Consider the following 13,517-nt stretch of genomic DNA (forward strand, 5'->3'; position numbering starts at 1 on the left):
AGTATTTATACTGAGCCGCAATCTTTGATACCGGACAATTTCATGTCAGTAAGCGCATTTAACCGACGCTGGGCGGCGGTGATTCTGGAAGCATTAACCCGTCACGGCGTGCGGCACGTTTGCATCGCGCCCGGGTCACGTTCAACACCGCTCACCCTGGCGGCGGCGGAAAACCGCGCCTTTATCCATCATACCCATTTCGATGAACGCGGCCTTGGGCACCTGGCGCTGGGGCTGGCGAAGGTGAGCCGAGCGCCGGTCGCGGTGATCGTCACCTCGGGGACTGCCGTGGCGAACCTCTATCCGGCGCTGATTGAAGCGGGCCTGACCGGTGAAAAAATTATTCTGCTGACCGCCGACCGCCCGCCGGAGCTGATTGACTGCGGCGCAAATCAGGCTATTCGCCAGCCGGGGATGTTTGCCTCACACCCGTCGCATACCGTTTCGCTGCCGCGCCCGAGTCAGGACATCCCGGCTCGCTGGCTGGTATCGGTGGTTGACGATGCGCTGGGAGCACTACACGCCGGCGGCGTGCATATTAACTGCCCGTTTGCCGAGCCGCTGTACGGCGACATGGATGAAACCGGCCTTGCCTGGCAGCAGGCGCTGGGAAACTGGTGGCAGGGGGAAAAACCCTGGCTGCGCGAGGCGCTGCATCAGGAAAGCGCGGCCCAGCGCGACTGGTTCTTCTGGCGACAGAAGCGCGGTGTGGTGGTGGCCGGGCGCATGGGCGCCGAAGAAGGCAAGCAGGTGGCCGAGTGGGCGAAAACCCTGGGCTGGCCGCTGATTGGCGACGTGCTGTCGCAAACCGGGCAGCCGCTGCCCTGCGCCGATCTCTGGCTGGGCAACCCGGCGGCGGTGAACGAGCTGCGTCAGGCGCAGATCGTGGTGCAAATCGGCAGCAGCCTGACCGGTAAACGCGTACTGCAATGGCAGCTTGCCTGCGAGCCGGATGAGTACTGGCTGGTGGACTCGCTTACGGGCCGTCTGGATCCGGCGCACCATCGCGGGCGTCGTCTGGTATGCAACATTGCGCGCTGGCTGGAACAGCATCCGGCGGAAAAACGCGCGCCGTGGGCCACCGTGATTCCTGCTATCTCCGCGCAGGCCTGGCAGACGGTTGCCGCGCACGGCGACCGCTTCGGCGAGGCGCAGCTGGCGCACCGTATTCATCGTTATCTTCCGCAACAGGGGCAGCTGTTTGTCGGCAACAGTCTCGTGGTGCGCCTGATTGACGCTTTAGGCCAGCTGCCCGCGGGATACCCGGTCTACAGCAATCGCGGCGCCAGCGGTATCGATGGGCTGATTTCCACGGCTGCGGGCGTGCAGCGAGCCAGCGCGCGGCCAACGCTGGCGATCGTCGGCGATCTTTCCGCGTTGTACGATCTTAACGGTCTGGCGCTGCTGCGCCAGGTCTCGGCGCCGATGGTACTGATTGTGGTGAACAACAACGGCGGGCAGATTTTCTCCCTGCTCCCCACGCCAGTGGAAGAGCGCGAGCGCTTTTACGCTATGCCGCAGAACGTTCATTTTGAACACGCGGCGAAAATGTTTGGTCTGAACTACCATCAGCCGCAGAGCTGGAGTGAGCTGGAGTCGGCGCTCGGCGCGGCCTGGCGCGCACCGGCGACGACGGTGATTGAACTGGTGGTGAACGACACCGACGGGGCACAAACGCTACAGCAGCTGCTGGCGCAGGTGAGCCAACTATGATCCTCCATGCCGTCGCCGAGCGTGGCGACCCCGCGCAGCCGTGGCTGGTCTTTTTGCACGGTTTTTCTGGCGATCGCCACGAATGGCGTCCCGTGGGTGAGCGCTTCAGCGCGCTAAACCGCCTGTATATTGACCTTCCCGGACACGGCGGCTCGGACAATGTGCAGATAGGCGGTTTCGCTGACATGGACAAATGGCTCACGGCAACGCTGCTGAGTTACAACATACTCAACTACTGGCTGGTAGGGTACTCGCTGGGCGGCCGGGTGGCGATGCACTATGCCTGCTGTTCGCAGCCGACAGGCCTGGCAGGCGTCATCGTCGAAGGCGGTCATCCCGGGCTCGCCGATGATGCCGAGCGCGCCGAACGCTGGAAAAACGACCAGCGGTGGGCGAAACGCTTTGCCCAGCAGCCGCTGGCGACGGTGTTTAACGCCTGGTATCAGCAGCCGGTGTTTGCCAGCCTGACCGCCGTACAGCGCGACGCTCTGGTGGCGCTGCGACAAGAAAACAACGGCGTGGCGCTGGCGGCAATGCTGCTGGCCACCTCGCTGGCGGTGCAGGACGATTTGCGGCCTGCGCTGCAAACCTGCGCTTTCCCATTCCACTTTCTTTGTGGCGAACGCGATCGTAAGTTTCGTGCTATTGCCGAATCGCTTGCGCGGCCTTGCCATATTATTCGTGATGCCGGACACAACGCACACCGGGAAAATCCCGCGGACGTGGCGGCGTGTCTGGCGCAGATTTTGCCTGCTAACTTATAGGACTCGCTATGATTTATCCTGATGAAGCTATGCTGTACGCCCCGGCCGAATGGCACGACTGTTCCGAAGGTTTTACCGACATTCGCTATCAAAAATCCGCTGACGGCATTGCCAAAATCACCATTAACCGCCCGCAGGTACGCAACGCGTTTCGCCCGCTGACGGTGAAAGAGATGATCCAGGCGCTGGCCGATGCGCGCTATGACGACAATATTGGCGTGATTATCTTAACCGGCGAAGGCGATAAAGCTTTCTGTGCCGGCGGTGACCAGAAGGTGCGCGGCGACTACGGCGGCTACCAGGACGACAGCGGCGTACATCACCTGAACGTGCTCGACTTCCAGCGCCAGATCCGCACCTGCCCGAAACCGGTTGTGGCGATGGTGGCGGGTTACTCCATCGGCGGCGGCCATGTGCTGCACATGATGTGCGACCTGACCATTGCGGCCGATAACGCCATCTTCGGCCAGACCGGCCCGAAAGTCGGTTCCTTTGACGGCGGCTGGGGCGCTTCTTACATGGCGCGCATCGTGGGTCAGAAAAAAGCGCGTGAAATCTGGTTCCTGTGCCGCCAGTACGACGCCAAAGCGGCGCTGGATATGGGCCTGGTGAACACCGTGGTACCGCTGGCGGATCTGGAAAAAGAAACCGTTCGCTGGTGTCGCGAAATGCTGCAAAACAGCCCGATGGCGCTGCGCTGCCTGAAAGCCGCATTGAATGCCGACTGTGACGGTCAGGCGGGTCTGCAGGAGCTGGCGGGCAACGCCACTATGCTGTTCTATATGACCGAAGAAGGTCAGGAAGGTCGTAACGCCTTCAACCAGAAACGCCAGCCTGACTTCAGCAAATTTAAACGGAACCCGTAATGCGTCGCGCCCAGGTTTACCGCTGGCAGATCCCGATGGACGCGGGCGTGGTTCTGCGCGAGCGGCGGCTGAAAACCCGCGACGGGCTGTTCGTCTACCTGCGTGACGGCGAGCGTGACGGCTGGGGCGAAGTGTCCCCGCTGCCGGGCTTCAGCCACGAAACGCTGGACGACGCACAGTCGGCGCTGCTGGCCTGGACAAACGCGTGGCGTCAGGATGACGCCGCGCCGCTGCCTGAGATGCCCTCCGTGGCGTTTGGTATCAGTTGCGCACTGGCCGAAATCAACGATGAACTGCCGCAGGAAGCGGATTTTCGCGCCGCGCCGCTGTGTACCGGCGACCCTGATGAACTGGTGCTCAAGCTTGCTGAGATGCCTGGTGAGAAAGTCGCCAAAGTGAAAGTGGGTCTGTACGAAGCGGTTCGCGATGGCATGGTGGTGAATCTGCTGCTGGAAGCCATTCCGGAGCTGACGCTGCGTCTTGACGCCAATCGCGCCTGGACGCCGCTGAAGGCGCGGCAGTTCGCTAAATACGTTGACCCGGCGCATCGCGCGCGCATCGCTTTTCTTGAAGAGCCGTGTAAAACCCGCGAGGATTCGCGCGCCTTTGCGCAGGAAACCGGCATCGCCATTGCCTGGGATGAAAGCCTGCGCGAGGCGGATTTTCGCTTTGAAGCCGAGCCGGGGCTGCGGGCGGTGGTGATTAAACCGACGCTGACCGGCAGCCTGGCGCGGGTGAAAGCGCAGGTGGCGGCCGCCCATGCGCTGGGCCTGACGGCGGTTATCAGCTCTTCGCTGGAGTCCAGCCTTGGCCTCACGCAGCTGGCGCGTATCGCGGCCTGGCTGACGCCGCAGACCGTACCGGGTCTCGATACGCTGGATTTGATGCAGACCCAGCTGATTCGCTGCTGGCCGCACAGCGCGCTGCCGTGCGGTGCGATTGAGGATATGGAGCCGCTGCTGTGACCTTCACAAACTGGCCGTGGCGTCACTGGTGCGCGCAGCGCGGCGCGGCGGCGGCGCTGCGTTTTGATGACGAGACGCTGAGCTGGTCCACGCTGTGCCAGCGCGTTGACTCGCTGGCCGCCGGTTTGCAGGCACAGGGCGTCAGGGCAGGGGACGGCGTGGCGCTGTGCGCCCGCAACCATCCTCAGGCGGTGCTGGCCTGGCTGGCGCTGCTCCAGTGCGGCGCCCGCATTTTACCGCTCAACCCGCGTCTGCCCGCGTCTCTGGTCAGTGAACTGCTGCCGGGGCTGACCCTCAGCCATGTGCTTAATCTCGACGGCGAGGCGCACTACGATTTGCCTGTGCTGCGGCTGCGTAGCGCGCGCCAGTACCACGATGTTGGCTGGCAGGCTGAACGGCTGGCCTCCATGACGCTGACCTCCGGATCGACCGGGCTGCCAAAAGCGGCGGTTCACCGCTGCGCCGCGCATCTGGCGAGTGCGGAAGGCGTGCTGAGCCTGATGCCGTTTAGCGAAGGCGATTGCTGGCTGCTGTCGTTGCCGTTGTTCCACGTGTCCGGGCAGGGGATCTTCTGGCGCTGGCTGTTTGCCGGTGCGCAGATGGCGGTGAGTGAACGCCCGCTGGCCGATGCGCTGTCAGGCTGCACGCATGCTTCTCTGGTGCCTACGCAGCTGTGGCGGCTGTTTAACGACCGGCAGCCGCTCTCGCTCAAGGCGGTGTTATTAGGCGGCGCGGCGATTCCTGCGGCGTTGACGGAACAGGCAGCCGCTCGGGGGATCCGCACTTTCTGCGGCTACGGCCTGACCGAGTTTGCGTCGACCGTTTGTGCCCGCGAGGCCAACGGCGGCGATGACGTGGGTACGCCGCTGCCCGGCCGCGAGATGCGGCTGGTTGAGGGCGAAATCTGGCTCCGTGCGACCAGCATGGCGGCGGGCTACTGGCGTGACGGTGCGCTCGTGCCGCTGGTTAATGCCGAGGGGTGGTTCGCGACTCGCGACCGAGGTGAGCTGCATGATGGCCGCCTGCGGGTAATAGGACGGCTGGATAACCTGTTTTTCAGCGGCGGTGAAGGTGTTCAGCCTGAAGCGGTTGAGCGCGTTATTGCCCAGCACCCTGCGGTCAATCAGGTGTTTATCGTGCCAGTGGACGACGCCGAGTTTGGCCAGCGTCCGGTGGCGGTAGTGGACGGTGAAGCCGCGCTGGACTTGCCTGCGCTGGCCGTATGGGCCAAAGATAAACTGGCCGGTTTTCAGCAGCCCTGCCGCTGGCTACGGCTGCCCGAAACGATGAAAGGGAGCGGGATAAAAGTTTCTCGTCATCAGCTCGGTCTCTGGGTTGCCGCGCAGTTTGCCGCATAAATCATATCCTGTGGTTATTTTGTTAATTTAATTCATTGTTTTTGCAGATGTATGAGTCGTAATTCGTTACAATCGCGGCGATTATTGCCTATTTCGTAGATTGAAACCGCGGTTTAACGCAGTACAATTCAGCGGTTTGTGGGATTTATTTTTGCTTTGCGTGAAAGGATGAAGATGAAAAAGAGCGTGTTATTGAGTCTGGCGGGGCTGATGTTTGTCTCTGCGTCAGCGAGTGCTATCAGTATTAGCGGCCAGGCGGGTAAAGAATATACCAACCTGGGTTTTGGCATGGGCACCGAAACGTCGGGCCTGGCGTTAACCGGTAACTGGACGCACAACGATGACGACGGTGATGTCGCCGGTTTGGGCCTGGGGCTGAATATCCCGCTGGGTCCGTTCCTGGCAACCGTGGGCGGTAAAGGTATTTACACCGATCCGAAAGCGGGCGATTCCGGCTATGCGGCAGCGGTGGGCGGCGGCCTGCAGTGGAAAATCGGCGACAGCCTGCGTCTGTTCGGCGAGTACTATTATTCTCCGGACTCGCTGTCCAGCGGTATCGACAGCTATACCGAAGCGAACGCCGGCGCGCGATACACCCTGATGCGCCCGATCAGCATCGAAGCAGGCTATCGCTACCTGAACCTTGCCGGCAAAGACGGCAACCGCGACAACGCCGTAGCCGATGGCCCGTACGTCGGCGTAAGCGCAGCGTTCTGATCCTCCCCGGCGCGGCGGCTACCGCTGCGCCCCTTTTTTCCCTCTTAAATCCTCCGTTTGCGTGATTCACTTCTCCCCCTTCAGGTCAAAACGCAGGCGCGTTTTGTGATGTAACTCGAATGATTTTGTGTATAGTTAATCGTCCTCTTTTTAATGGAGAAAGTGATGATAACGGTTGAGATGCTGTCCACCGGTGACGAAGTCTTATCGGGACAGATCGTCGATACGAATGCGGCCTGGCTGGCTGATTTTTGTTTCCAGCAGGGTATTCCGCTGTCCCGCCGCAATACCGTAGGCGATAACCTGGATGATCTGGTGGCGATTCTGCGCGAACGCAGCACGCAGGCCGATATTCTCATCGTGAACGGTGGTCTGGGGCCGACCAGCGACGATCTCAGCGCGCTGGCGGCGGCGACCGCCAAAGGGGAATCGCTGGTTATGCATGAAGAGTGGCTGGCGTTTATGGAGCGATTTTTCAGCGAGCGCGGCCGCGTGATGGCACCCAGCAACCGCAAGCAGGCGGAAATCCCGGCCAGCGCGGAGCTGATTGATAACCCGGTGGGCACCGCCTGCGGCTTCGCCGTGAAGCTCAACCGCTGTCTTATGTTCTTCACGCCGGGCGTGCCGTCGGAATTTAAAGTCATGGTGGAACGTGAAATTCTGCCGCGCATCCGCCAGCGTTACCCGGTTGGTGAGCCGCCGGTGTGTCTACGACTCACCACCTTTGGCCGCTCGGAAAGCGACCTCGCCCAAAGTTTGCAGCATCTTGATTTGCCGCCGGGCGTGACGATGGGCTACCGCTCTTCCATGCCGATTATTGAACTGAAGCTGACCGGCCCGTCGGAGCATCGCGAGGCGATGCTGGCACTGTGGCCAGAGGTACAGAAAGTGGCCGGGGAAAGCCTGATTTTTGAAGGTACCGAGGGGCTGCCCGCGCAGTTGGCCCGCGTGCTGAAAGAAAAACAGCTGAGCCTGACGCTGAGCGAGCAGTTCACCAGCGGGCTGATTGCGCTACAGCTCTCCCGCGCCGATGCGCCGCTGCTGGCCAGTGAAGTGGTGCCGCCGCAGGATGAAACCCTGGCGCAGACCGCGCGCTGGGCCGCCGAGCGTCGCGTTAATCACTTTGCCGGGCTGGCTCTGGCGGTCAGCGGACTGGAGAGCGAGCACATTAATTTTGCGCTCTCGACGGCGGAAGGCACCCACGCGCTGCAGGTGAAGTTCAGCAATACGCGACACGGTTTAGCGATACGCCAGGAAGTGTGCGCCATGATGGCGCTGAACATGCTGCGCCGCTGGCTGTACGGCAAACCGGTTGCCAGCGAGCACGGCTGGATTAACGTCGTCGATTCGCTGGTACTCTAGACGTCGGATGCGGAATGCAGGCCGGGTAAGCGCAGCGCCACCCGGCACATCGCGGGCACCAGGCTCAATCACGCGAAATCGCCTGCGCCAGCAGGGTGATGGGATGTTCACAGCGCTTGCTGGTGGACATCTCAATCTGCCATTTGCAGGTTTCGCAATCCGTCACCACCAGATCGGGGCCGCTGGCTTCAATTTGTGCGAACAGCGGCGCGCCTATCGCCTGTGAGGTAGGGTAGTTCTCACTTTTGAAGCCGTAGGTTCCGGCGATGCCGCAGCATTGCGATTCGAGAACCTGCAGCTCCAGACCCGGGATACGGCGCAGCAGTTCCAGCGTATACAGCGACCAGCCCATTTTCTCCATGTGGCACGGCGTGTGATACACCACCTTAAGCGGCAGCGGCTTTAATGCCAGCGCGGCGCCCTCGTCCAATTTTCGCCATAGCCAGCGCGTTGCGAGCTCAATGCTCTCACGGAGCCCGTGGTTATCGACATTTAACAGATGCGGATACTCATCGCGCAGCGTAAAGGTGCAGGTCGACGAGGTCGCTAACACCGGCAGTTGCTTGTCTTCAATGGCTTCGCGTAGCGACGCCACGTTGCTTTGCGCCTGTTGCCGCGCTTTGTCGAAGAAGCCGTTGGCAATCAGCGGCACCCCGCAGCATTTCTCTTTGCTTAATAGCTGCACGCCTACGCCCATGGCGTTGAGAACGGTAATCAGATCGAGCCCCAGCTGCGGGTGGTTGTAGTTAACGTAGCAGCCGTGAAAAAATGCCACCTGCTCGGCGAACTGCGTCTGCCGTTCGGCAATGTGCCGGTAGCGACGGCGAAAGGTGCCGAAGGCGTATTTAGGCAGGCTGCGGCGGTGGTCGATTTTCAGCGCGGTGTCCAGCAGCTGACGTACCGGTTTGAGGCCGGTGGCGGCGTTAACCAGCGGCGCAAACGGCGTGGACAGGCTGCCCATCAGATCGGTATGGCTGAGGATTGCGTCACGCACTCCCGGCTTTTGCTGACCGTAGTCGGCGCGGGCGCGCTGAATAATATCGCCGATTTTCACGTCGGAAGGGCAGGCCACTTCACAGCGCTTGCAGTTAATACAGTATTTCAGCGCGTCGTCGTAGAGGCGGCTGTCTTTGCGCCGCAGCCGTTCGCCGTCCGGCCCGGCCTGTTTTGGCCCGGGGTAGCGTGGGTTGACGCGGCTCACCGGGCAGACGGTGGTGCAGACGGTACATTTGATGCAGTTTTCAAAGCTGTTCTGGCTCATGGTTGGCCTCCCACCGCCGCGATAATCCGCTCCGCAGCGTGCAGGGCGGTGGCCGCGCAGACGCCGCCGCCGCACCCTTGGGCAATAGGATCATAGCCGCCCAGAACGGAACCGATGGCAAACAGATTAGTAAAGGTGACGCCACGTTGCGCCGGGCGCAGGGCGTCATCCACGATGACGCCGGACTGTTGCCACGGCTGCGGCGCGAAGAAATCATCGTGATACCACGCCGCGCGCGGCGTGGGTTGCTGGATATCCAGCCCCAAAATCGATTCGCGGATACCCTCGCGCCCGGCGATCAGCCCGTTGCTGAAAAAGCTGCCGCTGGCCAGTACGGCGTAGCGTGGGCGCAGCGGAATATCGCCGTGGTTACGCGTCCAGACGGCGTCAACGTTACCGTCAGCGTGGCTGACGCGCACGACTTCATCCCCCGCCATCCAGATACCGCCAAGGCTGACGAACTGCCGCTGTAGTGCGGCGTGCAAACGCATACCGGGCACCGAAGGCGGCAGCGTAGGCAGTAAAAATAGCGGGCAGGGCAGGCTGGCGTTAAGCCAGTCGAATAGCGCGGTATCGCGCAGGCCAAAAACGGCGGGAAGCAGCAAGGCATCGTGCCCCTCGCACAGCGGCAGCAGCGCCTGATACAGCGTCTGCCAGTGTGCTTTTTCGTCCAGCACCCTGGCGATATTGGCGGCGCGAAACTCGGTTGGGTTATCGCGCAGCACGTCCAGCTCGGGGAGATCGATTTCGGCGGTATCAGCCGTCAGCCCCTGTTGCTGCAAAGAGGCCGCCGCGAGGTGCGGCTGGAAATCGAGAAAACCGCTGATGCCGACCACGCGAATGGCGCCGGTAGGCAGCGGTGTGACGGGAATATCCGACGGGCTGAGCCAGGCATCACGCAGGGTGCCAAGCGGCGTTACGCGCTGGTGCGTTTGCGTGCTGGAGCCCTGCATATTTAGACCACAGGAAGCCAGCAGCGTTTGCGCATGTTGCGCGTAGCGCAGCACGTTATCGGCACCGAGAAGCGCATAAGGGTGTTGCGGTGATGCCTCGGCGAGCGCGATAAGGCCGCTGACGGGATCGTCTACGCGCTGGCCATCGGGCAGGGCGCCGAGCAGATCCAGCGACCCGGAGGAGAAATGCAGCGCGCTCTGGCCGCGGCTGACAATGACACAGCATAGCCCTGCTTGCTGTAGCCGTAGCCCGCACAGCAGTCCGGCGAGCCCGCCGCCGATGATAACGCTATCAAATCTCATGGTTGTCCTCCTTGTCCAGGCCACACAGACCCTGGTACACCCAGCGCGTGAGTTCGCTTTCGCGCAGCGCATCGCCCCAGGCAATCGGCTGGACGCCTTTCCAGCGCTCGTTAAGAAAGTCAGAAAGCTGCGCCAGCGACTGGGCGGCGGTGGTCACCTGATAACGGTGCAGCAGGCCGCTCGCCCGACAGGCGCACAGTTCTCCCTGGCAGGTCCCCATGCCGACGCGCGTACGGCGACGCAGATCCAGCAGATTATTAACCGCCAGATTTTCCACCGCGTACTGCACTTCACCGGCGGTGACGGCTTCGCATTCGCACACCACGCTGCGGTGCAGGCGGCTGTTGCCGAGCCACTCCGGGGTCCGGTCGCCGTGCCGATAGACCGCAGAACCGCGGAGCGGCGCGGGCAGGGAGATCATGCGCTGCAGCGTTTTCTCGGCGGTCTCCTGAGAACCGGGCAGCGGCGTGTCGGCGGTTGAGCAGGGGCGGCTGTGGCGCAATTTTCGGCAGACGGCGTCGGTGGCCCACTCCGCCATCAGGCGATAGGTCATCAGCTTGCCGCCGGTAATGGTGATAAAGCCTTCCAGCCCATCGCGCTCAGCGTGGTCCAGCAGGACAATGCCGCGGCTGACGTTGCGCCCGCTGGGATCGTTGTCGCTCGCCACCAGCGGCCGTACGCCGCAGTAGGCGCGGAGAATGCGCGTATGTGCCATACGGGGCGCCAGCTTCTCGCCTTCTCGCAGCAGAATGTCAACCTCATCAGGTGTGACCCGGCAGCGATCGATATCACGATAGTCAATGTGTGTGGAGGTCGTGCCAATCAGTGAGATGGTATCGCCGGGCACCAGAATATCGGCGTCGGCGGGAGGGCGGCAGCGGTTGATAACGTGCTGGTTGAGGCGGTTTTCGAAAATCAGCAGCGAGCCTTTGGCTGGAAACATGCGGATGCGTAAATCGGCATATTCGGCGATGCGCTGGCCCCAGATCCCGGCGGCGTTGACCACCACGGGCGCGCGCAGCTCACGTTGTTCGGCGGTGGTGCGATCGACCAGCTTGACGCCCTCTACCCGGTCGCCGCGACGGATAAGCCCCGTGACTTCGTGAGCGGTCAGGATGGTTGCGCCGTGTTCACGCGCATCAAGCATGTTGGCGGCGGTGAGGCGGAACGGATCGACGGTGCCGTCCGGCACGCGCACCGCCCCGGTCAGCGCCGGGTTAACCGAGGGTTCCATGCGCCTGGCGAGCTGCGGGTCGATGGCTTCAGCCTGAATACCGGCGGCCAGACAGGCCTCGATAAAGGGACGTTGATAGTGCAGATCGTCTTCCGGCAGCGTGATGAACAGGCCGCTGGTGGGCTCAATGCAGTGGCGGGCAATCCGGCGCAGGATCTGGTTTTCGCTGATGCATTCGCGCGCCGACTCGCCGTCGGTCACCGCGTAGCGCGCGCCGCTGTGCAGCAGACCGTGATTGCGTCCAGTGGCGCCGGTGGCGATATCAAAACGCTCTACCAGCGCCGCCTTCAGCCCGCGCAGGGCACAGTCGCGGGCGATCCCGGCGCCGGTGGCACCGCCGCCGATGATAATAACGTCGAATTCAGATACAGAGGCGCTGTCCATAGTGTGTCCTCAATGTTCGTTTTCATCACATTAAGTCACATCATTATGGAAAATTGTTTGATATCGAACATATTCGCGCGTTAATCGAAAGCGGAATCGCGCATTTTGCGGTCTGAGTCGACTTCTGCCGGCTGGGCGCGCGGCGGCGTGTTGGCGCAGAAAAGAAAAAGCGCCGTTTATCGGCGCCATTAGCGAAGAGGTATGTCGTGTACTAACCGTTACATCTCGATTTCAATATCGCCTTTTGCCCGGCAGCAGCAGGGCAAAATTTCATCCGGCTGGATAAAGGCCAGCGGCTCGGTCAGCCAGTCAACCTGGCCCGATACCAGCCGCGTGCGGCAGGAGCCGCAGTAGCCTTCACGGCACTGATATTCCACCTCAACGTTGTGGGACTCCAGCGCCGCCAGTAGGGACGGATGTTCATCCTGGCACAGCAGACGCGTGCCGGTGATGCGCAGAAAAACCCGGCTCATCTTACAGCTGGAAGTTGCTGAGATCGTCGGTATCAACTTCCGAGTCAATCTGACCGACCAGGTATGAGCTGACTTCCACTTCCTGCGGTGCTACCTGTACGTTATCAGAGACCAGCCAGGTGTTGATCCACGGGATCGGGTTGGAGCGGGTCTGGAACGGTAGATCCAGGCCGACCGCCTGCATACGGATGTTGGTAATGTATTCAACGTACTGGCACAGAATGTCTTTGTTCAGGCCAATCATCGAGCCGTCGCGGAACAGGTAGTCTGCCCACTCTTTTTCCTGCTGAGCGGCCTGAACGAACAGGTCATAGCACTCTTGTTTGCACTCTTCGGCGATTTCCGCCATTTCCGGGTCATCGGTGCCGCTGCGCAGCAGGTTCAGCATGTGCTGGGTACCGGTCAGGTGCAGGGCTTCATCGCGCGCGATCAGGCGGATGATTTTGGCGTTGCCTTCCATCAGTTCGCGCTCGGCGAAAGCGAAAGAGCAGGCGAAGCTGACGTAGAAGCGGATGGCTTCAAGCGCGTTCACGCTCATCAGGCAGATGTAGAGTTTCTTTTTCAGCTCGCGCAGGTTCACGGTCACGGTTTTGCCGTTGACGCTGTGGGTGCCTTCGCCCAGCAGATGCCAGTAGCTGGTCATTTCGATCAGCTCGTCATAGTAGCTGGAAATGCCTTCTGCGCGTTTCTGAATCTGTTCGTTGGTGACGATGTCATCAAACACAATCGCCGGATCGTTGACGATGTTGCGGATAATGTGGGTGTAAGATCGCGAGTGGATGGTTTCAGAAAACGCCCACGTTTCCACCCAGGTTTCCAGCTCAGGAATGGAAATCAGCGGCAGCAGCGCCACGTTCGGGCTACGGCCCTGAATGGAGTCCAGCAGGGTCTGATACTTCAGGTTGCTGATGAAAATGTGCTTTTCGTGTTCCGGCAGCGCCTGGTAGTCGATGCGATCGCGGGACACGTCCACTTCTTCCGGACGCCAGAAGAAGGAGAGCTGTTTTTCAATCAGCTTTTCGAAGATGTCATATTTCTGCTGGTCGTAGCGTGCCACGTTGACCGGCTGGCCAAAGAACATCGGCTCTTTGAGCTGATCGTTTTTCGTCTGTGAAAAAGTGGTGTATGCCATTGATGTCAATCCTGTCTGGAGAGTAATGCCGG

12 protein-coding genes are annotated in these 13,517 nt (G+C 61.2%); 7 read left to right on the plus strand and 5 right to left on the minus strand.

The window, feature by feature from the left end; translation table 11 throughout:
- Positions 1-42 precede the first annotated feature (42 nt).
- The 7 genes from menD (at position 43) to H7R76_RS07915 (ending at position 7,745) form a co-directional block, all read left to right on the plus strand.
- Positions 43-1,713 carry a 2-succinyl-5-enolpyruvyl-6-hydroxy-3-cyclohexene-1-carboxylic-acid synthase gene (gene menD, locus H7R76_RS07885; RefSeq protein WP_182967440.1) on the plus strand — a complete coding sequence of 557 codons (1,671 nt, stop codon included), beginning with the start codon at positions 43-45 and terminating at the stop codon, positions 1,711-1,713.
- The gene (menH, locus tag H7R76_RS07890; protein ID WP_182967442.1) at positions 1,710-2,477 is read left to right on the plus strand and encodes a 2-succinyl-6-hydroxy-2,4-cyclohexadiene-1-carboxylate synthase; all 768 of its coding nucleotides are present in this window, start codon (positions 1,710-1,712) and stop codon (positions 2,475-2,477) included. Before menD ends, menH begins: the two co-directional genes overlap by 4 nt.
- A gap of 8 nt (positions 2,478-2,485) precedes the next feature.
- Positions 2,486-3,343 (plus strand): 1,4-dihydroxy-2-naphthoyl-CoA synthase, encoded by an 858-nt coding sequence (menB, locus tag H7R76_RS07895; protein WP_106924340.1) that lies wholly within the window; start codon positions 2,486-2,488, stop codon positions 3,341-3,343.
- Positions 3,343-4,308, plus strand: coding sequence for an o-succinylbenzoate synthase (gene menC / locus H7R76_RS07900; RefSeq protein WP_182967444.1), 966 nt, complete (start codon positions 3,343-3,345; stop codon positions 4,306-4,308). The genes menB and menC overlap by 1 nt, the downstream gene beginning before the upstream one ends.
- Entirely contained in the window at positions 4,305-5,666 is a 1,362-nt protein-coding gene (menE, locus tag H7R76_RS07905) for an o-succinylbenzoate--CoA ligase (protein WP_182967446.1), read from the plus strand. Before menC ends, menE begins: the two co-directional genes overlap by 4 nt.
- A 174-nt stretch (positions 5,667-5,840) precedes the next feature.
- Positions 5,841-6,383 carry a YfaZ family outer membrane protein gene (locus H7R76_RS07910; RefSeq protein ID WP_106924343.1) on the plus strand — a complete coding sequence of 181 codons (543 nt, stop codon included), beginning with the start codon at positions 5,841-5,843 and terminating at the stop codon, positions 6,381-6,383.
- 165 nt (positions 6,384-6,548) lie between these two features.
- Positions 6,549-7,745, plus strand: a complete 1,197-nt coding sequence (locus H7R76_RS07915; RefSeq protein WP_182967448.1) for a nicotinamide mononucleotide deamidase-related protein YfaY — start codon at positions 6,549-6,551, stop codon at positions 7,743-7,745.
- A gap of 64 nt (positions 7,746-7,809) precedes the next feature.
- Here the strand turns inward: H7R76_RS07915 and glpC are convergent, their stop codons facing one another.
- The 5 genes from glpC to nrdB form a co-directional block, all read right to left on the minus strand.
- Complete coding sequence (gene glpC / locus H7R76_RS07920; protein WP_182967450.1) at positions 7,810-9,006, minus strand: anaerobic glycerol-3-phosphate dehydrogenase subunit GlpC; 1,197 nt, start codon at positions 9,004-9,006, stop codon at positions 7,810-7,812.
- Positions 9,003-10,262, minus strand: a complete 1,260-nt coding sequence (gene glpB / locus H7R76_RS07925; protein WP_182967452.1) for a glycerol-3-phosphate dehydrogenase subunit GlpB — start codon at positions 10,260-10,262, stop codon at positions 9,003-9,005. The genes glpC and glpB overlap by 4 nt, the downstream gene beginning before the upstream one ends.
- Positions 10,252-11,880 (minus strand): anaerobic glycerol-3-phosphate dehydrogenase subunit A, encoded by a 1,629-nt coding sequence (glpA, locus tag H7R76_RS07930; protein WP_106924347.1) that lies wholly within the window; start codon positions 11,878-11,880, stop codon positions 10,252-10,254. The genes glpB and glpA overlap by 11 nt, the downstream gene beginning before the upstream one ends.
- Positions 11,881-12,098: 218 nt before the next feature.
- Complete coding sequence (gene yfaE / locus H7R76_RS07935) at positions 12,099-12,353, minus strand: class I ribonucleotide reductase maintenance protein YfaE (protein WP_106924348.1); 255 nt, start codon at positions 12,351-12,353, stop codon at positions 12,099-12,101.
- A gap of 1 nt (position 12,354) precedes the next feature.
- Entirely contained in the window at positions 12,355-13,485 is a 1,131-nt protein-coding gene (gene nrdB / locus H7R76_RS07940; protein WP_106924349.1) for a class Ia ribonucleoside-diphosphate reductase subunit beta, read from the minus strand.
- Positions 13,486-13,517: the final 32 nt, after the last annotated feature.

This window comes from Klebsiella sp. WP8-S18-ESBL-06 (genome assembly GCF_014169755.1).
Classification (GTDB): domain Bacteria; phylum Pseudomonadota; class Gammaproteobacteria; order Enterobacterales; family Enterobacteriaceae; genus Kluyvera; species Kluyvera ascorbata_B.